This window comes from Sulfurifustis variabilis, from assembly GCF_002355415.1.
Taxonomy (GTDB): domain Bacteria; phylum Pseudomonadota; class Gammaproteobacteria; order Acidiferrobacterales; family Sulfurifustaceae; genus Sulfurifustis; species Sulfurifustis variabilis.
In genome coordinates, this window is record NZ_AP014936.1 from 3,776,526 (window position 1) to 3,799,269 (window position 22,744).

Genomic DNA, 22,744 nt, shown 5'->3' on the forward strand with positions numbered 1-22,744 from the left:
TTGTTCAATTTTTTGTTTGTCGGCCGAACCTCCGTGCTTCGGGGTCGGCACACAAGAGCTGGCCATTTCTACCCGAACGCGATAATGAAGCGCAATGGCCCGGCGCGCCGGAGCGGGACACGGACCGGCGAAGAACCGGAAGCCGCGGCCGAAGTTATCCTTATAACCCATTGAAAGGGCGAGACGACGGTGACGAAGCGAAAGGATCCACCGATGGCGGGCGACGCCCCGCAGCCCAGGCGCAGGCGCTGCGGCTGGTGCGGAACCGATCCGCTCTACGTGCGCTACCACGACGAGGAATGGGGCGTGCCGGTACACGACGATCGCCGTCAGTTCGAGTTCCTGATCCTGGAGGGAGCGCAGGCGGGGCTGAGCTGGATCACGATCCTGCGCAAGCGCGAACACTACCGCGCCGCGTTCGCCGGCTTCGATCCCGGGCGCGTCGCGCGCTTCACGAAGCGCGATGTCGCGCGTCTCCTCGGGAATCCGGGTATCGTGCGCAACCGGCTGAAGATCGAGGGCGCCGTGAAGAACGCGCGCGCGTTCCTCGATGTGCAGGAGGCGTTCGGAAGCTTCGATGCGTACGCCTGGCGGTTCGTGGACGGGCGCCCGATCGTGAACCGCTGGAAAGCGCTCGGGCAGGTGCCGGCGGTCAGCAAGGAGTCGGACGCGCTGAGCAAGGACCTGAAGAAGCGCGGTTTCACCTTCGTCGGCTCCACCATCGTGTATGCGCACATGCAGGCGGTGGGCATGGTGAACGACCACCTCGTCGACTGCTTCCGCCACCGCGAGCTGCGCGGCGCCGGCCGGGCGACCGGGAGGCGGACATGATCAGGCTGTTTCAATTTCCTCCGGTCTGGGGTCTGCCGAGCGGCAGCCCCTTCTGCGTAAAGGTCGAGACCTACCTGCGCATGGTCGGGCTGCCGTACGAGACGGTGAACGACTCCGACGTGCGCAAGGCGCCGAAGCACAAGCTTCCCGTGATCCAGGACGACAGCCGGAAAGTCGCGGACTCCGGCTTCATCGTCGAGTACCTCAAGGCGACGTACGGAGACCCGCTCGATACCCGGTTGGGCCCCGCCGAGAAAGGCGTTGCGCTCGCGATGCGGCGGCTCATGGAAGAGCATCTCTACTGGTGCCTGCTCTACGTGCGCTGGCAGATCGACGCCCACTGGCCGGCGATGCGCGAGGCGTTCTTCAGCTTTCTACCGGCGCTCCTGCGCTCGACCGTCGCCAATGCCGCGCGCAAGCAGGTCCAGGCCGAGCTGCACGGCCACGGGATGGGCCGCCATACGCCGGAGGAGGTCTACAGCCTCGCGCGCGCGGACCTGGATGCGCTCGCGGCGTTTCTCGCCGACAAGCCCTTCTTCATGGGCCCCTCGCCGACCTCGCTCGACGCCTGTGCCTACGCGTTCCTGTCGAACGCCCTCTGGGGACCGCCCGAGACGCCCATCCAGCAGCACGCGCGGTCGCTGGCGAACGTGTGTACGTACTGCGAGCGCATGAAGGACCGCTACTATGCGTCGTAGGCTGCTGGCCGCCGTCATCGCGCTCGCGCCGCTGCCGCTCGCCGGCGCGGCGGAATGGATCGGCCCGTCCGAGGGCGAGCGTTTCGAGTCCCGACACCTCGAGGACCTGCTCAAGGCGAATCCTCTCGGACCGAAGGAAAACATACGCACCGTGCCGCTCGCGAAGGGCGAGCAGAGTCACAACCTGCTCGTCCAGGTGCGCGACCGCGAGCCGCTGCACCTGCACGCCGACAGCGACATCACCGTCTTTCTGTTGAAGGGACGCGGGAAGATCCGCCTGGGCGACCGGCAGCTGGCGGTGAAGGCGGGCGACGCAATGCACATCCCGCGCGGTACGATCCACGCCTTCATCAACGAAGGCCGCGAACCGGCCGCCGCGCTCGTCGTCTACAGCCCCGCGCCCGGCCCGGAGGACCGTGTGCTGATCAAGGAGTAGTGCGCGCTCAGTCGCGCTGTGCGGGCAGAAACCGCGTCCAGTCGTACTCCCCCTTGCCGCTCGTGATGAGCCAGGGATTGCGCAGCGACGGCTTGTTGTACGTCAGCGGCCGGTTGTCCGGCCCGACCACGCGCCCGCCCGCCTCCTCCACCACGCACTGGGCCGCGGCCGTGTCCCACTCCATGGTCGGCCCGAGCCGCGGATAGACGTCGGCCGTGCCGTCGGCGACCAGGCAGAACTTGAGCGAGCTGCCCATCGAGACGAGATCGTGCTCGCCGATCCGCTCGATGTACTGCTTGAGCGCTTCGGTCACGTGCGAGCGCGACGCGACCACCATCGGTCGTCCGCCTCCGTACGCGCGCGCCTGGATGCGCTCGGCGGCGCAAAGCCCCTTCTGCTTCATCGCACCGCCGCCGCGGCAGGCGCGGTACGAGACGCCCGTGACCGGGACATAGACGACGCCGAGCACGGGCCGGCCGTCCTCGACGAGGGCGATGTTCACCGTGAACTCGCCGTTCCTGCTCACGAACTCCTTGGTCCCGTCGAGCGGATCGACGAGCCAGAAACGCTTCCATCCCGCGCGTCGTCCGTAGTCGACGTCCGCCGACTCCTCGGCGAGGATCGGGATGTCCGGCGCGAGCCGCTCGAGCCCTTCGACGATCACCGCCTGCGCCGCGTGGTCCGCGGCGGTGACCGGCGACCCGTCCTCCTTTTCGGTCACCGTGAATTCGCGTTCGTACACGTCGAGAATGCGCCGTCCCGCCTCGAGTGCGGTCTGCAGTACGGCGTCGAGATAGGCGCACGGGTCTGCCGCTGGCATCGTGGTTCCTCGCTTTCTTCGCTATGCTAGCCGGGTTGCCATGGTAGCCGAAACGGAGCGCCGATGATCGCGATCGAAGAGAAAGGGGACCTGCTGGAGGTGAGCGTGCTCGGGGAGCTCGCGCTGCCCGACTACCGCAAGCTCGAACAGGCCGTGAGGCGGGAGCTCAAGCAGCTGCCCAAGGTGAAGCTCCTGCTCGACGTCCGTGGCATGACCGGCTTCACCCTCGACGTCGCCTGGGAAGAAATCAAGTTCACCCGCTCCCACGCCCACGACTTCCGCCGGATCGCCGTCGTCACGCCGGACCAGTGGGCCCCGTGGCTCTCCTGGGTCAGCGCCGCCTTCACCGACGCCGAGGTGATGCTCTTCGAGGACCCGAGGGCCGCGGAGGCCTGGTTGCAGGAGCGAAAGTAGCCGAGCCCGCACGGCTCGGCCGGGAGTCACAGGAGCGGCTTGATCGGCATCAGCTGCCAGAAACGGGCGCGCGCACGCTTCACGAACGACACGTGCCGATCCGGATTCGCGGCCGCATTCCAGCTGTTCGACGGCTGCATGTCGGTCTCGATGGCGACCTCCACCGACCGCGCAAGACGATCGTCGTGCGCGATCACCCCCACCTCGGTGTTGAGGTTTTCGGAGCGCGGGTCGAGATTGAACGTGCCGATGTACACCGTCGCGGAGTCGACCACGAGGGTCTTGGCGTGGATCGCGAAGATCGGCGGCGCGGCGTCGGCCGATGCCGAGCGCGCCATCAACTCTCGCTGCACCTCGGGATCCGGCCGGTACTCGAAGATTTCCAGCCCCATCCGGAGCAGCTCGCGCCGCTGTCGCCGATAGCCGCCGAAGGCGGCCAGGTTGTCCGTCGACGCGAGCGAATTCGTGCTGATGCGGACGCGGACGCCGCGGGCGATCGCCTCGCGGAGCAGGGTCTTGGCCTCTTCGGACAGGACCAGGTACGGGGACTGGATGACGATGCTCCGCGTGGCGCTCTGCACGAGGTTCGCCAGCGCCTCGGACGTGAGGCCGCCCCCGCCCAGCCGGAAGCGGCTGTCGTTCTTGCCCGGTATGTCGCTGATGAACTCCACGCTGCCCCACGTCACCTGTTCGGCCAGACGCGGGAACGCTTGCGGCATCGACTGGAGGGCGGCGCGCACCTCGGGCCCGAAGTTCTCGGGCGACTGCGCATAGGCGTGCAGCCCGTCGTGGATGCGCCGCACCTCCTCGTCGCCGACGTCCACGTGCTTCTGCAGCAGCCCGTAGCCGTCGTAGAGCTCCTCGACCCCGGCAGCGAGCTCGCTTTCCCAGAACCGGTCGAAGCTCGCCTCCATGTCGGCGACCACGCGTCCGAGAACCAGGGCGTCGCGGTCGCGGAAGTTGTAGTCCTGGTCGTAATCGAAGTACTCGTCGGCCATGTTGCGCCCGCCCGTGATCGCGATCTTGCCGTCGACGATGAAGGTCTTGTCGTGCATGCGCTGGTTGACGCCGCGGAAGTCCGTGACGACGTTCAGCACGCGCTTGTGGAAGGGCGTCCCGACCGAGTGCTGCGGGTTGTAGATGCGGATCTCGATGTTCGGGTGGCGCGCGAGCGCGAGCAGCGAGGCGTCCGGCGCGTCGATCAGCAGGTCGTCGACGATGACGCGCACCCGCACGCCGCGCTCCGCGGCGCGCAGGAGCGCCTCCGACGCCAGGATGCCGATGTTGTCCGTGCTCCAGATGAAGTACTGGACCGCGATCGACTCTTGCGCGTGGTCGGCGAGCCAGGCCCGGGCGAGCAGCGCCTCCTCACCGCGCTCGAGCACGTAGACACCGCTCTTCCCCGGATGGGCCGCGATCTGCGAGTCGATAAAGGCCATTCCGGCCTCGGCCGCCGGCGCGAACGCGAGACACAGACCGAGCAGCGGTCCGGTGAGCCTCCGCGACAAGCGGATCGCACGGGTCATGAGCGGCGTTCGATGCACGGCGTCGAGCGGGTATCCTATCCGGGGTCTTTTTCAAGCATAGAACGCAGCGCCGGGTAATCGACCTTGGCGTTATGACGCTTGTCGAGCGGAATGCGGGGGACGCCGCGCACCTGGTCGAGCGCCGACCAGGCGAGCGCCTTTTTCAGCTCGGTCGCATGAAGGGTTCCGATCCCGGACGGTTCCACGACCAGGACCCGTCGCCCCCGATGAGAGACCAGGGCGGCGCGGCGGACCCCGGGTTGCTCGAGGGCGGCGAGCTCGACCGGAAACGGATAGATCTCGCCCTTGCCATCGACGATCCGCGCGCCCGCCCGGCCGAGGAGCCAGAGCCTTCCCTCGTCGTCGATATAACCGGCGTCCCCGGTCCTGTGCCAGCGCCGCCCGTCCACGTCGAACTTGGTCTCTTCGTCTCCCCGGCCATGGAGATACCCGGGGAGCACGTGCGCGCCGCTCACCACGATCTCGCCGGCGGCGCCGTGCGGGAGGGAGACGCGGTCGAACTCTTTCTCGAGAAAAGGCCCGATCGGCTCGCCCCACCGGTTCGGCAGGATGCGCAGCCCGATCTCCGGCACGGGGCGTCCCGCGAGCAGCCCCCGACCCGGACCGGATGTCGCTCCCGTGCACTCGCCACTCCTCCACCGGCCGTGGGCGATCGGCTCCGCTTCGGTCGATCCGTATACGACCTCGATGACCGCGTCGGGCGCCTGCTCTTGCAGCCGCCGCAGAAGGGCCGGGAAGACCGGCGCTCCGCCCGTATACACGCGCCGCAAACCGCCGAGGCCGCTTACTCCATGCCGCTCGGCGTGATCCACCAGGCGTTCCAGGAAGGCCGGCGACGCGGCCGTCCGCGTCGCCCGGTGGCGGCGAACCTGCGCGAGCACCGGCACGGCATCGACCGCGCCCGGGCGGCGGAGATCCGCGTCGGGAATGAGGCTCGTGACCCCCGACGCCAGGTTGGCGAGCACGAAGATCGGGAGCGTGGCGAGGTCGATCTCTCCCGCCTGCAACGAGAGGTGCCTGGCGAGCACCCGGTGCTGCACGGCAAGGAACCCGTGCGTGCGCAGCGCCGCCTTCGGCGTCCCCGTGCTTCCGCTCGTGAACGTGACGAGGGCCGGCGTCGCGTCGGAGGTCGCCGTGACGTGCGCGAGCGGCGACAACCGCCTTGCGCGCCGCAGACTGACCGCGCCCGGAAAGAACCGGCCGCACACGTAGCGCCTCGGGATGCGCCGCAGCGCGGGCGACGACCAGATCAGCAGCTGCGCGCGCCACGAGGCGATGATCGCCTTGGGCGGATACATCGCGCAGCAGCCCTCGATGTGCCGGCGTCCCATGCCCGGGTCGAGAAACACGGCGACCGCGCCCAGTCGAAAGAGGGCCGACAGGATCACGTAAAGCTCGCCGGACATCGGCTGGAATACGAGTACGCCATCCCCCGCCCGCACGCCGTCCGCATGCAGCAGCGCCGCCGCCTGGCCCGCCGCGTGCTCGAGCCCGGCGAAGGTCAGGGTGCCCCCGCGTTCGATGATCGCGGGCGCAGCGGGACGTTCGCGCGCCTGGGCCTGCAGCAGCTCCGCGAGGTTCACGGCGCGAGCCTCCGGGCATAGAGCGTGTAGCCGCGCATCGGACGGGCATAGCGGTCGCTGATGTTCCGCGATCGGTTCTCGTCGTGCATGAGGGCATGGATCGCCCGGCGGTAGCCGAGCTCGTGCGCGATCTCCTGCACCCGCCCCACCATCCATCCACCGAGCCCCGCGCACTGCCGATCGGGCAGAACCGCGACCGTCTTCACGATGACGGTGTCGACCGGCTCACCGCGCGCGGCCTGGAGGACATCGGGCAGGGCGAACAGGAATCCGACCAGCCGCTCGCCTGTCTCAGCAAGCAGCGTGAGCTCCGGACGCATGCAGGACCGCACCTGGCGGTACTGCGCGATGAACTCCGCTTCAGCGATCGGCGTATAGAGAAAGTTCCGCCGGAAGCTGATGGCCGAAAGCGCGTAGATCGCCGCAAGCTCCTGCTCGAACCGTTCGGGTTCGAAGGGCCGCACGCGGATGCCGCGCTCCGTCCACCGATCGGCCGCCCGGGCGATGCGCGGATCGCGCGCGCTCAGGTCGTCGGTCAGGGCCGAGCTGTAGTGGGCCAGCCGCGCGAAGCCGGCGGCCTCGAAGTAGCGCGGCCACGCATCCGGGTTGTCGGGCTCGAGGAAGAACGGCGGCGCCGAACGACGTTCGCTGACGAAGCGGTAACGGCGCCAGGTGTTGCCGTCCATGGGACCGATCGCGAGCGTGCAGCCGCGGCCGGCCAGCTGCGCGCAGGCGTCCGCGAGCAGGTATCGCGCCGCCGGCTCGTCGAGGGCGGCAAAGTGTCCGATGAGCCCGACGCGTTCCGTGCCGTATGCCGGCGTCTGCGTCCACCAGAGCGAGCAGCGGGCACGGGCGGCGCCGTGCAGATCGAGGCAGATCCGATGTACGTCGGGCGCGTGGCTTTGCAGCCAGGCCAAATCGAAGGACTCGGCCAGCGCGCCCTCCGTCGCCTCGCGCCACTGCGACGCGTCGTGCGCCGTGAGGCACCGATAGCCCTTCACGACGCCCCTCGCGTTCGAACGCGCCCCGCAGCGACCCGAGGCATGCCGCGATTCATGCCGTCACCTGGAGCGAGAACAGGCCGAGCAGCGACGCCGCGAAGCCGATGAGCGCCTGACGCGCCCATCGCCAGCCGTCGCCCTTCGCGCCCCTGATGGTCGGCTCGAGCACCCAGAGCGCAAACGCCGCGGCCACGATCGTCGGCAGCGCGAGCGTCCCCGGGACCACGTGGCTGGAATCGAACCCGGCATAGACCACCCACGGCACGATCAGGAACAGCCACGCCGTCACGCCGCAGAGCAGGATCGCGCGGCGGGAACGCATCGCCGGCCAGGCTTCAGTCAGGTCGGCGAGCCCGGCCATCGCGAGCTGCGCCGCGAACGAGAGCGTGAAGACGAAGTGCAGCTCACCCCACGCCAGCGCCTTGGCGAGAAACAGCCACAGGAGCCCTGCCGCCGACACGCTCAGCACGACCCTCGGATCGTGCGCCCGGGCGAGATCGGCGGGAGCGCGGACCGCGTAGAGCGTATAGCTCAGGAACACGACGAGCGGCGGCAGCAGCCACGGCCAGCCGCCCACCGACCAGCAGACGTACCCGACGAGCGCGGCGGCGAGCGCACCGCCGTCGTTGAGCGTGGTGCGCCGGCGCCAGGCCAGCGTGAACGCCACCAGCGCGGCGGCGACGACGAGCCGCGCGCCGAGGCTCGCGACGTCGAACGTCAGGTAGACCTTGAGGAGCACGAAGGCGCCGAGCGGAACGAACAGGTTGTCGAGGCCGCGCCACGCGATCGCCTCGAACTGCGCGAGCAGCACGCCAAGGATCGCCGCGATGAGCAGCGTCTCCGCGCGCCCCGTTTCGGTGAACAGCAGAAGCGGCACATGCACGCTGAGGAACGCGACGAGAAAAAAGGCGATGCTACCCTCCGCGCTCTTTTCGCCCTCCCCGGTGGTGTAGCGGACCTGCCCGTACCGCATGCCGATCAGCGCGGCGAGCGCATCGGCCAGCGTGAGTATCAGGATCGGGACGCCGAAGAGAATCGGGTCTCCCTTCGCGAGCACGAACAGCAGCGCGACCGCGACCGGAAAATAGATCTCCCCGAGCGACTCGCGATCGACCGCATGCACGACCGCGCCGATGCCGGCGCGCAGCGTCGTGAACACGCGCAGACCGATCAGCCCGACGACGGCGAGGCCGGCGAGCACCAGCACCGGGGCCGCGGCGTCGAAGAGCCAGGGGAACGAGAGCGTGACGAGACCCATGAGCACGTGCAGCAGCTTGCGCACGCGCTCGGGCGGCGGCGCGCAGCGGCGCTGATACGTTTGAAGACTCGCGAGCACGCCGCCCAGCGCGACGAGCACGAGGCCCACGCCCGCCCAGGCCGGCATCAGGCGCGCACCTCTTCGAGCACGAACGCGCTGTAGAAGAAGGCCTTGTCCCGGGCGAAGAGCGCCTCCGCCAGCGCCTCCTGCGGCGCGAGGACGGACACCAGCCGTTCCGGCCGCCGGCGCGGCGCGAGCATGTTCCAGTAGGCGAGCCGGGCCCCGGGCCGCGCGGCCGCGACCAGGCGCTCGAGCAGCCGCTCGTAGCTCCCGGGCGACATGTACTCGAAGATGTCGCTGAGGTTGAAGCGGCTGACCGCGCCGCGCCCCACCGCCGGCAGGGCGTCCTCCACGGAACACAGCCGCCATTCGAGCCGGTCGAGGTGGGCGCGGATCGTGTCGAAGTGCTCCGGCCGGAGCGCGAGCGGCAGCGCGCTCGGGTGCGTGCCGGTGAGTATCCACTGGAGATACGGATTCGCGGCGGGGTCGAGCTTCGTGAGCGCGTGGCGCGTGCGCGAGAGGATCCGCTCGGCGACGCTCCCTTCGACATAGCGGAAGAAGCTCGGGTCCCGTCCGAGCCGTCCCATGACGAAGCGCGAGAAGAACACGCGAAAGAGCGCGCGCCAGCGCCAGCTGTCCCACTCCTCGCGGTAGAACCGCTGCCGCTCCTCGGGGGAGCCGCCCGCGAGCAGCCGCGACACGCGCGCCCGGTTGTGCACGAGCGGGAGGATGCGCGTCCTGAAGAACGCGAAGTAGTCCTCGAACTTCCCGGCCGACCCGATGCCTGCCTCGATCCGCTGCGACTGCGCGTCCCAGAACCGGGCGACGTCGGATGAAAGCAGCGGGCGGCAGCGCCGGTAGAGGTCCGCCCGCCGCCGGCTCGGCCGCGAGCCGACGAGCTCGAGCAGCTCGCCGTGCGCGAGCTCGCGATAGGCGGCGACGCGAAGCTCGAGGCACGCGAGCTGCGCCGGGTTGAGGTCGACGGCGAGGACGCGCGCCGGGCGGCGCGTGAGCAGCGCGAGCGCGTTGTCGCCGGCCGAGGCGATCGAGAGACACACGTCACCCGGCTCGACCGCGAGCCCCTCGACGAGTATGTCCGCATCCTCCCAGCATTGCGCGTAGCGGATGCGGGAAAAGTCGGCGCGCGCCTGTACCTCGCTCGTCATGCCTCTTCTCCCTCGAGGCGCCGCACGTGGCCGCTCGCGCCGTCCATCTCCACGCGGTCGCCGTCGGCGAGCCAGCGGGTGACGCCGCTCAAACCCACGATCGCAGGGAGCCCGAGCTCGCGCGCGACGATCGCCGAGTGCGAGAGCAGGCTCCCGTGCTCGACGAGCAGTCCCGCGGCCGCCGGAAAGAGCATGATCCAGCCGGGATCGGTGCGGGCGGCGACCAGGATCTCGCCCTGCTCGAGCCGCGCGCCGCGCGGATCCGTCACCACCCGCACGCGCCCGCGCACGACGCCGGGGCAACAGCCCGTGCCCTTCATCGTGCTTCCATCCGACATGGTCGCAGTCGGCTGCGCCGCGAGGGGGTGGTCGAGGTACACGATGCCGTGCGCCTGGATCCGGTCGGGAGGCGGCGCCTCGGTTCGGTAGCCCTCGAACTCCGCCTTGCGCACGCGCACCAGACCCTCGAGATCAGTCGTGCAGACGGTTCCTTCGACGAAGCCCAGCAGCTCCTCGAGCGTGAGGTAGAAGACATCGCGCGGCGCCTCGAGCCGGTCGAGCGCGTACAGGCGTTTGCCGATCTCGAGGAAGATGCGCCGAACGCGGCCGAAGAGACGCGTGCGCTCGAAACGCAGGTTCTCCCGATCGCGCACCCGCGCACGGGCGTGACCGAGCACCCAGCCGAACACCGCCCGGCGAACGGGACTGCCCCGCAGCCGCTGGGCGACGCGCTTCTCGGCCCGCGCTCGCAGGTCCGGTTCGCCGCCCTCAGCGGCCACGCGCCCGGTGCGGCGTTCGGCGACGGCGCCCACGGCCCGCAGCAGCGGCAGCGGGTCGTCGTGGAGGGTGGTGCTCTCGAGCTTGAGCTCCTCCAGGCAGCGGTCGCCGAAGCGCTCGAGATACTCCGCGTAGGCGCGCTCGAGCGCAGGCGCGTCCGCGAAGGCCTGGCGAATGGCGCCGAGCGAGCCGTGCGCGAGCGCCTGCACGACCTCCGGGTGCGGCGCCGCGAGCTCCGCCATGGCGCGGATGCGCTGCGCCGGCTCGGCGCTGATCATCCCGCCCTCTCCGCAGAGCAGGTCGTTCTGCAGCGTGCCGTCCGTGTCGTCGCACCAGCGCTCGCAGAGGCGCTTGAGCACGCCGTAGAAGACCATCGCGAAGAAGTCGTTCACGAGGGGCGCGTCCCAGCGCGTGAGGAGCTCCCGCTCGAGCGCGCGGTAGTAGTCGACGAGCTCGTCCGGCCTTCGCGCCTCGAGCGGCGGCTGCGGGGAGGCGAGCGCGGTGTCGAGGCGTCCGTAGAACCGTACGATGGAACGCCGGAGGTGTGCGTGATTCAGGAGGAGGCCGCCAAGCGTGCGCGCGAGGTAAAGCGAGTCGAGCAGCCGTTCCCTGAATCCGGCGCGGCCGAGGTCGGCCGCGAGCGCGTCGGGGAGGCCCTCCTTCACGCCCATCATCTGTTCCATGAACGCCCGGTTGACGGTGAAGCCGGGCAGGAGCGCGAGCACCCGGTACCAGTTGAGGAGGTTGTAATAGATGCGCCCGTGCACCAGCCCGAGCATGTTGCGGAACGTGTCCTCGTGCGCGAGCACGCGCGCCGCCGGCACGCGCATCAGATGACAGAACTCGCGGTAGACGTGCTCGTAGGCGCGGCGCGCGAAGGAGAAGGTCAGCGGCGTCGTGACGCCCGGGTAGCTCTCGGCGATGTTGCTGTTGTCCCAGAGGATGCAAGGGGCGCCGGGATCCGGACGGTTGGCGAGGCCGGTGACGGGCCGCGACTGCAGCAGGTACAGGCGGCCGGCGGCGTAGGCCCACTCGATGTCCTGCGGGCGACCGAAGTGCTCGGTCGCCCGCCGCGCGAGCGCGGCCACCTCGCGCACCTGCTCCTCGGTCAGCACCGGGCGATGGGCGAGGTCGTCCGGCACCGCCACGCGCCGCACCCCTTCGAGCGCTTGCGGGTCCGGGCGGTGGGCGTCGCGCTTGTGGGCGACGGTCGATTCCACCAGCCGGCCCTCGCGGTCCACCCGGTAGGTGTCGGCGTCGCACTCACCGGAGACGAGCCCGGACCCGACGCCGTACACCGCGGCGATCACGGCCACGTCGCGGCGCCCGCTCACGGGGTCGGCCGCAAACGCGACCCCGGACGCGTCCGGGCTGATCATCCGTTGCACGAGGACCGCGGGAGCGGGCGGCGTACCCGCGATTCCCTGCGAGCGCCGGTAGCTCGCGACGCGCTCGCTGAAGCCCGAGCGCCACACGCGGGCCACGCGATCGGCCACGTCGCCGGACGGGACGAAGAGGAAGCTGTCGAGCTGGCCGGCGAAGGAGTGCGAGACGCCGTCTTCGTCGGATGCCGAGGATCGCACCGCCACCGGTGCGCCGTCGGGACAAAGCCGCCCGAGCGCGGCATCGATCGCCCGGGCCACGTGCGGGCTCACGCTGACGGTGTCCGCCACCGCCCGCCAGGCGTCGTCGGCGGTCGCCGCCGCGAGACCGCGGCGCTGCGCGTCGTCGAGGCTCGCGCGAAAGGCCGCCGGCGTGATGCAGAACCACGCCGGTACCGGCAGGCCGGCCATCGAGAGCGGCCGCAATGCGCCCGCCTTTCCGCCGAGCCCGGCCTCGCCTTCGTCGTCCGGGAAGACGATCCAGTTCATCTCGGCCTCTTTCGTCATGGCAGCAGCAGCGGAAGCACGCCGAGCCCGAGATAGAGAGCGAGCGTCCACACGCCCGAGGCCGTCTCGAACCGCCGCCCCATGCCGCGTCGCGGCCCGGCGAGGAAACGCATCGCGAGCGCCAGTGCCGCGAGCAGGATGAGCGCGAGCACCGCCGAGACCCAGAGGGTGACGCCGATGACGGCCGCCGCTCCGGCCGCGCAGGCGAGCGTAGCCGAGAGCGCGAGGACCCATGCGCCGACCGCCTTCGCCCTGCCCCACACGACGGTGTAGGTCTCGACACCCTCCTCCTCGTCCTCCGGCGCGCGGATCTTGCGGCCGAGCTCGATCACGATCCCGTTGAAGAAGCTCGCCGCCACGAACCAGCCGAGCCCGCGCGGCGGAGCGCCGGCACCGGCGACCAGCCAGTCGCACGCGGTGGCGTAGAAGTCGATCAGCGGCATGACGAGCATGTGCGTCCAGAGGTAGGTGAACGGCCGCGCCTTCAACCACTCGCGCACGAAGAACTCCCGGCTCATGAGCCCGAAATAGACCCAGACGACCGCGAGCAGGGGCATCAGCCGCGGATCGAGCGCGAACGCCAGCACGAGCTGCAGCACCGCCCCGGCGACGCCGATGCGACGGAGCTCGGCAAGCGTGACCAGGCCGCGCGGAACGGGGCGGTACGGCCGGTAGCGCGCGTCCTCCTCCGCGTCCTTGAACTCGTCGGCGATCCGAAGCTGCAGGAAGAACAGGAGGGAGGTCGCGAACGCGACCGCCACGGCGGCGAGCGGGGGCGGCGCGGCGCCGCGCGCGAGCGCCGAGTAGCTCGCCGCGGAGAAGCTGAACGCGAGGATCAGCGGGCCGTGCGCGAGCAGGGGAAACCGCTCGCGCTGATAGACCCACCAGCGATTGCCGCCAGTGACGGTGGCCATCTCAGGCGTCCTTGCCGGAACCGCGTGCGAGCTGTTGATGCGCGCGGGCGAAGTGCCCGGCCGCGAGCGCCCCGATGATCGAGAGCTCGCCGGCCAGCGCGAGCGCGGCGCAGATCTCGGCCAGGGCCTGCGCATGACCGGGCCCGGCGAGGCCGAGGAGCTCGAGGCAGGCGCGCTGGCTGGGCAGTCCGGTGCCGCCGCCCACGGTACCGACGATCAGGTTGGGGAGCGTGACCGCGGCATAGAGGTCGCCGTCCCCGGTCAGCTCGAAGCGCGTGACGCCCACGGCCGACTCGGCGACGCACGCCGCGTCCTGCCCGCACGCGATGTAGAGGGCGGCGAGCCCGTTGGCGTAGTGGCCCTGGACACCGACCGTCCCGCTCAGCACGCCGCCCATGGCCGACATCCGCCAGTAGTTCACCATCTGCTCCGGCGTCGTGTGCAACCCGGCCTTCACCAGCTCCGCCGGCAGATGAACCTCGGCCGTCACCTTCTTGCCGCGCACCGAGAGGAACGAAAGCGCACTCGCCTTCTTGTCGCCGGAGAGGTTCGCCTCGACGAAGCTGTACTGCGGCTCGACCGGCGTGTGCTCGAGGATGTAGCGGCAGACCGCCTCGGTGGCGATGGTCACCATGTTCTGCCCGGCCGCGTCCCCGGTCGCGTAGTCGAAGCCCAGGTAGACGTGGTTGCCTTCGACGGTGACGCGCAGGTCGAGAAGGCGCCCGTGCCGGGTCGTCGTCGCCGCCGCGGCGCGGAAAGCGTCCATCTGGCTCAGCACCCAGCTGACGAACCGCCCCGCCTCGATCAGGTCGCGGAAGGCGAAGCCCGGGGCGCGGCTCACGCCCTCGTTCAGCAGCAGCGCCGTGCAGCCGCCCGCGCGCGTGATGAGCTGCGACCCCCGGCTGTAGGAGGCGACCAGGGCCGCCTCCGTCGTCGCGAGCGGCACGACGTAGTCGCCCTGCGCATGAAGCCCGTTGACCCGCAACGGTCCCGCGATCCCCACCGGGAGCTTCACGGTCCCGATGAAGTTCTCGATGTTGCGCTGGTACGCCTCCATCTGCGCCCGGGTCTGCGCATCGAGCAGCCGCTCGCGCCGCTCGCCGGGGGCCGCCAGGGCCTGCCACCGCGCTTCGACGGTCTCCGCCGTGATGTGCGGCTCGCGCGGTATGCGCGCGAAGGCGTGGGACTTGGGCGCGAGGCGATACGCGTACTCCTCCACGCTGCCCTCGTTCAGCAGCCGTTCGAGCACGCTAGAGGCGCGGTGATGCGGGGCGGCCATGGGTCTCCTCCTTTTTAAGGTTGTACACGGTCAGGTGCCGCGGCCGGCGGTGAGACGGGTATCGAAAACCGCAACCGGACATCGGGTGACCGCGAAAGTCATTGCCATCGTCGTCGTTCACTGCCCGAATACCCGGCTTGTCTCGAACACGCCCGGCGCGAGCCTCTTGCCATTGCGCGCGATAACGCGCTTGAGCGCGAAATCGAAGAGCAGCGCGTTGTAACGGCGGATCTCCGAGAGCACCCTCGCCTCGGACGGACGCAGGTACCCGCGCTCAGTCATCCGCGTGAGCGAGAAGATCGGCATCACCGCCGGCAGCGGGTAGTCCGAGCCGTTGAGCAGCCGTGCGTGCCACTCGCTGCGTTCGAGGACGTTGTCGAGCGGAGGGCCCAACCGGTTCAGCTGCGTCATCGCCGAAATTTCCCCGTAGAGCTTTCCCTCGTACCGCGCTTCGTTCATCAGCCGCGCGAACAGCTCGAAGTTCGGCATGGCCGGCCCGTTCGGCCCCTTGTCGAGATCAACGCCCTCGCCGAGCGAGGCGCAGTGCGCGACGATGACCGTGACGCCGTGGTCGAGCGCGCGGCGGAGCTTGAGCGGATTGCCGAAGGTCTGGGCGTCGCCGCCGTGCACCGCGAGCTCCTCGCCCGCGTGGGTCAGGAGCGGCAGGCGCAGGCGCGCGAGCGTCTCGTAGAAGCGGTCGCAGCGCGGCGACGCGGGATCCATCCCCATGGCCGGCGGCAGCCACTTGATCGCGCGCGCCCCTTCGCGCGCCGCCGACTCGAGCGCCTCGACGGCGTCCGGCCGGTAGGGATGGATCGAGGCGATCGCGACGAAGCGCTCCGGAAACCGCTGCGCGAGCGCGAGGGCGTAGGCGTTCGGCGTGTGGAAGGACGTCAGGTCTTCGCGGCGGGCGCCGTTGTCGTCGTAGTGGTAGTCGAACGCGAGCAGCATCAGCCGCGTGCCTGCCGGAAAGTCGTCCTGCAGGCGCATCAGCCGCTCGAGGTAGGCCACGTCGATTTCGGGCGCGCCCTGCGCGCAACCGGCGTTGAGGTAGAAGCGCTTCTGCGCGTACTGAATCGGATGCGCCGCGCTGTCCATCGCCGGCGTCACCCAGATGCCGGAGTCGCTGTCGCCCACCCCGATCAGGTGCACGTGCGTATCCCATACGCGAGCGGCGTCGATCCCGTCGAACGCCGCCCGCACGAGCTCGTGCCGGGCAAGAGGCTCGGGGAGCGGCGACAGGCACGGATTCCACACGCCCTCGTCCGGCCACAGGCCGTAACCGGCCGCGCCGAACCCGCCGAGTCCCATCACCCCCAGGAAAGTCCTGCGCTTCATGTTCTTGTTCTCATGATCAGAACGGCCATCACGCCGGCCGCGGCTCCCGCTAGATGCGCACCGGGGAGAACCGGCCAGGCCGTGTGCTTGACGATGCCCCCACCGGATGCGAACTCCAGCCCCAGTTTCGCGGTCGCGGCGGCGGCGACCGCCGCCAGCAGCCACCGCTGTCCTCCCTCCTGCCAGCGCGCGACGAGCCCGGCCGCGAGGAGGCCGTACAGCACCCCCGAAAGGCCGCAGTAGCGCCCGATGTCGGGCCGAAGCGTCCAGAGCCAGGCGTCGATCGCCGCCGCACTGATCCCAAATAGTAGTCCCCAGCGCGCGGGGTGCCGCTCGAAAAGCACGCCGAGCAGGCCGAGCCCCAGGAGGTTCGCAGCCAGGTGACTGGCGTCGGTGTGGGCGAGATGCCCTGTCACGAGCCGCCAGACCTCCCCATCGCCGATCGCCTCCCGGTCGAAAACGAGTGTCTCGGGGGCCGAACCGGCAATGAGGAACATGACGGCGGCGAGGACACCGAACGTCACGGATGCCCGAGGCACCGCCATGGCGGCCGGGCCGTTCATCGCCGCGCCCGGCGCAGCCCCCATGCAAGGGGGGCGAGCAAAAGCAGCATCCACGCGTCGAGCGCGCCCGAGCCCGAGAAGCCGGGCCGGTACGAGACCTTCACGCTCTTGTCCTGCTTGATGCGTTCCTTGAAACCGTCGATCTCGGTGCCGAGGTTCGCGATCATGTCGACGGTCGCGAGATCGAAGCCCTCCTCCATCGCCACGCGGCGCTTCACGTCGTCGCCGATGTAGGTCGAGTAGTGCTTGTTCGCGGCCACCCCCGGAGCATGAAAGAGCAGCTTGTGGGTACGCACGTCGAACACCGCCGTGTCGACGAAGGTCCGTACCTCGTGGCGGTTGGCCGGGACGGTATAGGCACCGACGATGGTCCAGTAGAGGAACCCGAGGTTCGTCTGGTCCGTGTTCGCCACCTGGTCGTACGAGACGAGCGCGATCACGTCGAGGTTGAACAGCCGCGCGATCTGGTCGAGCGTCCCGAAGCCCTTGCCCGACCGCATGAAGGCGTCGGGGATGAGCACGATCTGGTTGATGAAGGGGCGGTCGAGAAACGCCGCCTTGGCCTTGATGAGCAGCTCGTTCTTCTTCGGCTCCGAGAGCGCGCCCCGCGACTCGGGCACGAAGCCGATGCCGACGTTGAGCGGCAGCGGCAGGTTCGGCACGGTCTGGTCGTAGGCCGGGGGCAGCTCGCCCTTGGGGTAGAGGAAGTCCACCAGGCTGCTCGAGACGCTCTCGCGGCTGCGGTTCATGTGGGCGCAGCCCGCTATGAGCACCGCCACCCAAACGGCCACGACGGTCCAGAACCAGGGAAAACTTCGCGTTTTCATAGCCATCTCCTCGTGTTGTGTCGGGCAGCGTCCCGTTGACATAATGAACGCTGTTCAATATTCTTAGCACTATACTGAACGATGTTCAATAGGGGGCGGCATGGGACGGCGGAGCAAGCAGGCGGAGCACAGCCCGGAGGAGATCCGGGAGATGGCGCTGGCGGCGGCCAAGCGCATCGTGGCCAAGCAGGGCTACGGGGCGCTATCGACCCGCAAGGTGGCGGCCGACATCGGCTATGCGGTCGGAAGCCTCTACCTCGTCTTCAAGAATCTCGACGACCTGATCCTGCACGTGAACGGCTCGACCCTGGACGACCTCCACAACGCGCTCGAGGCGACGGCCGTGCGCTGCAGGGATCCGGAGACGTGCCTCCTCGCGCTCGCCCGCGAGTACATCCAGTTCGCGTTCACTAACCGGGCGCTCTGGAGCCTCGTCTTCGAGCACCCCGCTCCGCAGCGGCGGCCCACCTGGTACCAGGACAAGGTGGCGCGCATGTTCGAGATGGTCGAGGGGCAGCTGCGGGGAATCGCACCCGAGCGCGCGCCCAAGGACCTGAAGCTCGCCGCCCACGCGCTCTGGAGCGGCGTTCACGGGGTGTCCGTGCTCGGCCTCGCCGACCGGCTCGACGAGAGCGGGCGCGCGGCGGCCGAGAAGCTCGCCGCCTCGCTCGTCACGAACTACCTGGTCGGCTTCAAGCAAAAAACCAAGAACCGCGGCTAGACTCGAAGGGCCGCAAGGGAGGATTCCATGGGTTGGCTCAAAACGATCATAAGAACCGTGCTGCGGCTCTGCTACCGGGTCGAGGTCAGCGGGCTCGAGCACTTCCACGCGGCGGGTCCGCGCGTCCTCGTCGTCGCGAACCACACCTCGTTTCTCGACGCCGTCCTGCTCGCCGCCTTCCTGCCCGACGACCTCACCTTCGCGATCAACACGCACATCGCGCGGCGCTGGTGGGTGCGCCCGTTTCTGAGACTCGTCCGCTCCTTTCCCATGGACCCGACCAGCCCCTACTCCACGCGGGCGCTGATCCGCTATCTCCAGGAGGACCGCAAGGCGGCGATCTTTCCCGAGGGCCGGATCACGGTCACCGGCTCGCTCATGAAGATCTACGACGGCACCGGCATGATCGCCGACAAGTCGCGCTCGGTGCTGCTGCCCGTGCGCATCGACGGGGCGCAGTACACGCCGTTCTCGCGCCTGCGCGGGCGGGTGCGGCTGCGCTGGTTCCCGCGCATCCGGCTGACGATCCAGCCTCCGACCCGGATCGAGCTGCCCGAGACCGTCCGCGGCCGGGCGCGCCGCCAGAAGGCCGGTGCCGTGCTGTCCGACATCATGACCCAGATGATGTTCGCGACCTCGAATTACCGTAAGACGCTGTTCGACGCGCTGCTCGACGCGAAACACATTCACGGCGGACGGCATCCGGTCGTCGAGGACATCGAGCGTCGACCGCTGAGCTACCGCGACCTCGTGATGCGCGCCTTCATTCTCGGGCGCCTGACGGCGCGGATCACCAAGCGGGAGGCGCCCGTCGGCGTGCTGCTTCCCAATGCGGCGGGTACCGCGGTCGTCTTTTTCGGCCTGCACCTCTACGGCCGCGTCCCGGCGATGCTCAACTACACGGTCGGCGTGCAGGGCATGCTGTCGGCCTGCCGCACCGCCGGCATCCATACGGTGCTCACCTCGCGCCGGTTCGTCGAGGCCGCGAAACTCGGGGCGGCCGTCGAAGCCCTCTGCAAGGAAGTCGAGGTCGTCTTCGTCGACGATCTCCGCCACCGGGTCGGCGCGCTGGACAAGCTCAGCGCGCTCCTCGCGGTCCCGTTCGCGCGCCTGCTCTACCACGGCTTCCTCGGGGCGCCGAAGCCCGAGAGTCCCGCCGTCATCCTCTTCACCTCGGGCTCGGAGGGCGCGCCCAAGGGCGTGGTCCTGTCGCACGCGAACCTCCTCGCGAACGCGCAGCAGATCGCCGCGCGCTTCGCCTTCAGCAGCCGCGACAAGATCCTGAACGCCCTGCCGGTGTTCCACTCCTTCGGGCTCACGGCCGGCACCCTGCTACCGATCCTCGCCGGCATGCGGACCTTCTTCTATCCGTCGCCGCTGCACTACCGGATCGTTCCGGAGATGGCCTACGACGTGAACGCGACCGTGCTGTTCGGCACGAACACCTTCCTCAAGGGCTACGCGCGCTACGCGCACCCGTACGACTTCTACAGCGTGCGCTACGTCTTCGCCGGCGCCGAGAAGCTGCAGGACGACGTCCGTCGCGTGTGGATGGAGAAGTTCGGCGTGCGGATCTTCGAAGGCTACGGCGCCACCGAGACGAGCCCGGTACTGACGGCGAACACGCCCATGGACTATCGCCCGGGCAGCCCGGGACGCTTCGTGCCCGGCATCGAATACCGCCTCGAGCCCGTGTCCGGCGTGGAAACCGGCGGCCGCCTGCACGTGCGCGGCCCGAACGTCATGCTCGGCTACCTGCTCGCCGACCGCCCGGGCGAGCTCGTCCCGCCCCGCTCCTCCCTCGGGGAAGGCTGGTACGACACGGGCGACATCGTCACCGTGGACGAGGACGGATTCCTATATATACAGGGCCGGGCCAAGCGCTTCGCGAAGGTCGGCGGCGAGATGGTCTCGCTCGCGCTGGTCGAGGAGCTGGCGGCCCGCACCTGGCCGGAGGCGCAGCACGCGGTCATCAACCTGCCGGACGCGCAGAAGGGCGAGCAGCTCGTGCTGCTCACGAACCGGCGCGACGCGAGCCGCGCGGAGCTCCTCGCGCGCGCCCGGGCCGACGGCATCGGGGAGATCAACGTGCCCAAGCGCATCGTGACGACGAAGAACCTGCCGGTGCTCGGCACGGGGAAGACGGACTATGCGGCGGCGAGAGCGTTCGTCGAGAAGGAGGTGGCGTGATGACCCGCGGCCTCTATGCGCTCCTCGTCGCGCAGTTCCTGACGGCGTTCGCGGACAACGCGATCCTGTTCACCGCGATCGCCATGGTCCTGAACGCGCCCGGCACCGGCGCCTGGTACATCCCGGCGCTGCAGAGCGCCTTCCTCATCGCGTTCGTCGTGCTCGCGCCCTGGGTCGGCCCGTTCGCCGACAACCGGCCGAAGGCCGTGGTGCTGATGATCGGGAACCTGCTCAAGGGCGCCGGGGCCCTGCTGATTCTCGTCGGGCTCGAGCCGCTCCTCGCCTATGCCCTCGTCGGCGTCGGCGCCGCCGTCTACGGGCCGGCGAAGTACGGCATCCTGCCCGAGATGCTGCCGCACGATCGCCTGGTGCAGGCGAACAGCCTGATCGAGGGCTCGACCATCGTCGCCATCATCGCCGGCACGGTCGTCGGGGCGCGCGTCGCGGACGCCTCGATCCACTCGGCGCTGCTCGTCGTCGTCGCCTGCTACGGCCTCTCGCTCGCGACGACGTTCCTGATCCCGCGGATCACGCCGCGCCACGCCGGCGAGGGACGGGGGGTGCGCCATTTCATCGACATGATGCGCACGCTCTTCGCGAGCAGCCGCGCCCGCTTCGTCATGCTCGGCACCAGTCTGTTCTGGGCCGCCGCCGCGGTGCTGCGCCTGCTCCTCGTCGCGTGGGCGCCGGTCGTGCTCCTCACGCGCAACACCGCCGACATCGCCGACCTCACGCTCGCCCTCGCCATCGGCATCGTGATCGGGGCGGTGCTCGTGCCCAAACTCATCCCGATCGAGCGGCTGCGCCGCGCGCGCCTCGCGGCCTACGCGATGGGCGTCTTCATCCTGGTGCTGAGCCAGATCGAGGCCGTCTGGCCGGCGCGCGCGGCGCTCGTCTTCGTCGGCATCACCGGCGGACTCTTCATGGTCCCCGTGAACGCCGCCCTCCAGGAGATCGGCCACCTGACCATCGGCAGCGGCGGCGCCGTGGCGCTTCAGAACTTCTTCGAGAACGTCGCGATGCTCACGACCGTCGGCGTCTACACCTTCGCCGCCGCGAACGGCGCGCCTCCGGTAGCCTCGATCGTGACCGTCGGCATCCTGGTCCTCATCGCCACGTTCCTCGTCTCCTGGCATTTGCCGCCGGATCCGAACGGCAAGGGGCAGGAGTCCGTCATCGCTCGGGGGGCGGGCGGGGAGACCGGCTAGGGAACGGGCCGCGATCTCAGAGCCAACGCTTTTTCCGGAAATAAGCCAGCATTCCGGCGCCCAATCCCAACATGGCGAGCCAGGTGACGGGGTAGCCCCAGGGCGAGTCGAGCTCCGGCATGTGACGGAAGTTCATGCCGTAGACGCTCGCGATGAAGGTCGGCGGGATGAACACCGTCGCGATGACGGTGAGCACCTTGATCACCTCGTTCAGGCGATTCGTCGAGCTCGACATGTAGAGCTCGAGCATTCCCGAGAGGACCTCGCGAAACGTCTCGATCGTGTCGACGACATGGATCGTATGGTCGTAGACGTCGCGGAGGTAGACGGCGGTCTCCGGGCGGATCAGCGCCGAGCGCTCGCGCTCCAGGCCGCCGATCACCTCGCGCAACGGCCAGACCGAGCGCCGCAGCACGAGCGTTTCGCGCCGCAGATGGTGGAGGAGGCGCAGCGTCTGCGGTCCGGGGCCGGAGACGAGCTCGTCCTGCAAGGCGTCGATGCGCTCGCCGAGACGTTCGAGCACGATGAAGTAGTTGTCCACCACCCGGTCCAGCAGCAGGTAGGCAAGGTAGTCGGCTCCGGACTGCCGTACGCGGGCGCGGTCCTTGTCGATCAGCGCCTCCACCGAGGCGAACGCGCCGCTCGGGCCCTCCTCGACCGATACGACGTAGTTCTTCCCGAGGACGATGCTGATCTGCTCGATCTCGATCGCGTCTTCCGTCCCGTCGCTCAGCATCTTGAGGACCAGGTAGGCGTATTCGCCGTAATCCTCGAACTTGGTCCGCTGGTCGGTATTCAGGATGTCCTCGATGACCAACGGGTGCAGGCCGAGTTGTTCCAGCCGCTTCAGACGTTCGGCGTCGTGGGCGCCCACGGCATGCAGCCACGTGATCCCCGGACGCGCGAGGTACGGCAGCGCCTCCTCGACGGCCGCGATCTGCCGACGCTCGAGCGCGCCGTCCTCGTAGTGCACGAGACGAAGCTCCGTGGTCTCGCTCCGCCGCTCCCCGATGTGCACCGGCGTGCCGGGCGGCAGTCCCGCCTTCCGCGAGCGCTTCTTGAGCAATCTGCGCATACAGCACCTTTGCAAGAATCGTTGGCCCGGTTCGTATGATCCATCAAGCGACATGAGGAAAGAAGAACGGGCAACTCGAACAGCCGCTTTGCTGCTCGAATTAACATTGGAACAATCGAAATCGCCTCGTAAGTCGGAGAGGACGAGGT

Annotated in this window: 20 protein-coding genes; 7 read left to right on the top strand and 13 right to left on the bottom strand. The window is 69.3% G+C overall.

The features are described 5' to 3' along the window. Positions 1-213: 213 nt before the first annotated feature. Genes SVA_RS18360 through SVA_RS18370 form a run of 3 tightly spaced genes read left to right on the top strand, consistent with a single transcriptional unit; the run spans position 214 to position 1,965 of the window. Positions 214-831 (top strand): DNA-3-methyladenine glycosylase I, encoded by a 618-nt coding sequence (locus tag SVA_RS18360; RefSeq protein ID WP_096462588.1) that lies wholly within the window; start codon positions 214-216, stop codon positions 829-831. Then, the gene (locus SVA_RS18365; protein WP_096462589.1) at positions 828-1,529 is read left to right on the top strand and encodes a glutathione S-transferase family protein; all 702 of its coding nucleotides are present in this window, start codon (positions 828-830) and stop codon (positions 1,527-1,529) included. Before SVA_RS18360 ends, SVA_RS18365 begins: the two co-directional genes overlap by 4 nt. Then, complete coding sequence (locus SVA_RS18370; RefSeq protein ID WP_096462590.1) at positions 1,519-1,965, top strand: cupin domain-containing protein; 447 nt, start codon at positions 1,519-1,521, stop codon at positions 1,963-1,965. Before SVA_RS18365 ends, SVA_RS18370 begins: the two co-directional genes overlap by 11 nt. Before the next feature lie 7 nt (positions 1,966-1,972). Here SVA_RS18370 and cysQ read toward each other — a convergent pair whose 3' ends face one another. After that, on the bottom strand, positions 1,973-2,785 hold the full coding sequence (gene cysQ, locus SVA_RS18375) for a 3'(2'),5'-bisphosphate nucleotidase CysQ (RefSeq protein ID WP_096462591.1): 813 nt from the start codon (positions 2,783-2,785) through the stop codon (positions 1,973-1,975). Positions 2,786-2,848: 63 nt separating this feature from the next. Between cysQ and SVA_RS18380 the strand changes: the two genes are divergently transcribed. Continuing rightward, positions 2,849-3,199 (top strand): SpoIIAA family protein, encoded by a 351-nt coding sequence (locus SVA_RS18380; RefSeq protein WP_096462592.1) that lies wholly within the window; start codon positions 2,849-2,851, stop codon positions 3,197-3,199. A gap of 26 nt (positions 3,200-3,225) precedes the next feature. On the opposite strand, the gene SVA_RS18385 is transcribed toward SVA_RS18380, so the two are convergent. From SVA_RS18385 to rhlP, 11 genes are all read right to left on the bottom strand, one after another. Beyond that, positions 3,226-4,743 (bottom strand): phospholipase D-like domain-containing protein, encoded by a 1,518-nt coding sequence (locus SVA_RS18385; protein WP_197703286.1) that lies wholly within the window; start codon positions 4,741-4,743, stop codon positions 3,226-3,228. A gap of 17 nt (positions 4,744-4,760) precedes the next feature. Continuing rightward, positions 4,761-6,329: an AMP-binding protein gene (locus tag SVA_RS18390; protein WP_096462594.1), complete on the bottom strand. Its 1,569-nt coding sequence runs from the start codon at positions 6,327-6,329 to the stop codon at positions 4,761-4,763. Next, positions 6,326-7,330, bottom strand: a complete 1,005-nt coding sequence (locus tag SVA_RS18395) for a GNAT family N-acetyltransferase (RefSeq protein WP_096462595.1) — start codon at positions 7,328-7,330, stop codon at positions 6,326-6,328. The genes SVA_RS18390 and SVA_RS18395 overlap by 4 nt, the downstream gene beginning before the upstream one ends. 52 nt (positions 7,331-7,382) lie before the next feature. After that, positions 7,383-8,714 (bottom strand): diacylglycerol/polyprenol kinase family protein, encoded by a 1,332-nt coding sequence (locus SVA_RS18400; RefSeq protein ID WP_096462596.1) that lies wholly within the window; start codon positions 8,712-8,714, stop codon positions 7,383-7,385. After that, a complete protein-coding gene (locus SVA_RS18405; RefSeq protein ID WP_096462597.1) occupies positions 8,714-9,814 on the bottom strand; it encodes a BtaA family protein in 1,101 nt (366 codons plus the stop codon). The genes SVA_RS18400 and SVA_RS18405 overlap by 1 nt, the downstream gene beginning before the upstream one ends. Continuing rightward, a complete protein-coding gene (locus SVA_RS18410) occupies positions 9,811-12,462 on the bottom strand; it encodes a PEP/pyruvate-binding domain-containing protein (RefSeq protein WP_096463033.1) in 2,652 nt (883 codons plus the stop codon). The genes SVA_RS18405 and SVA_RS18410 overlap by 4 nt, the downstream gene beginning before the upstream one ends. A 14-nt stretch (positions 12,463-12,476) precedes the next feature. Then, positions 12,477-13,394, bottom strand: a complete 918-nt coding sequence (locus SVA_RS18415) for a UbiA family prenyltransferase (RefSeq protein ID WP_096462598.1) — start codon at positions 13,392-13,394, stop codon at positions 12,477-12,479. Position 13,395: 1 nt separating this feature from the next. Beyond that, positions 13,396-14,673, bottom strand: a complete 1,278-nt coding sequence (locus tag SVA_RS18420) for a hydroxymethylglutaryl-CoA reductase (protein WP_096462599.1) — start codon at positions 14,671-14,673, stop codon at positions 13,396-13,398. Positions 14,674-14,790: 117 nt separating this feature from the next. Beyond that, complete coding sequence (locus SVA_RS18425) at positions 14,791-16,011, bottom strand: amidohydrolase family protein (RefSeq protein WP_148665559.1); 1,221 nt, start codon at positions 16,009-16,011, stop codon at positions 14,791-14,793. After that, positions 16,008-16,574, bottom strand: coding sequence for a rhombosortase (rrtA, locus tag SVA_RS18430; RefSeq protein WP_169924182.1), 567 nt, complete (start codon positions 16,572-16,574; stop codon positions 16,008-16,010). The genes SVA_RS18425 and rrtA overlap by 4 nt, the downstream gene beginning before the upstream one ends. Next, entirely contained in the window at positions 16,571-17,401 is an 831-nt protein-coding gene (gene rhlP / locus SVA_RS18435; protein WP_169924183.1) for a rhombotarget lipoprotein, read from the bottom strand. Before rhlP ends, rrtA begins: the two co-directional genes overlap by 4 nt. Positions 17,402-17,501: 100 nt before the next feature. Between rhlP and SVA_RS18440 the strand changes: the two genes are divergently transcribed. The 3 genes from SVA_RS18440 to lplT are packed head-to-tail and all read left to right on the top strand — an operon-like array spanning position 17,502 to position 21,520. Next, on the top strand, positions 17,502-18,122 hold the full coding sequence (locus SVA_RS18440; RefSeq protein WP_096462603.1) for a TetR/AcrR family transcriptional regulator: 621 nt from the start codon (positions 17,502-17,504) through the stop codon (positions 18,120-18,122). A gap of 27 nt (positions 18,123-18,149) precedes the next feature. Then, positions 18,150-20,312 carry an AMP-binding protein gene (locus SVA_RS18445; RefSeq protein ID WP_096462604.1) on the top strand — a complete coding sequence of 721 codons (2,163 nt, stop codon included), beginning with the start codon at positions 18,150-18,152 and terminating at the stop codon, positions 20,310-20,312. Then, the gene (gene lplT, locus SVA_RS18450; RefSeq protein WP_096462605.1) at positions 20,312-21,520 is read left to right on the top strand and encodes a lysophospholipid transporter LplT; all 1,209 of its coding nucleotides are present in this window, start codon (positions 20,312-20,314) and stop codon (positions 21,518-21,520) included. The genes SVA_RS18445 and lplT overlap by 1 nt, the downstream gene beginning before the upstream one ends. Before the next feature lie 16 nt (positions 21,521-21,536). Here the strand turns inward: lplT and corA are convergent, their stop codons facing one another. Further along, positions 21,537-22,595 (bottom strand): magnesium/cobalt transporter CorA, encoded by a 1,059-nt coding sequence (corA, locus tag SVA_RS18455; RefSeq protein ID WP_096462606.1) that lies wholly within the window; start codon positions 22,593-22,595, stop codon positions 21,537-21,539. Positions 22,596-22,744 lie beyond the last annotated feature (149 nt).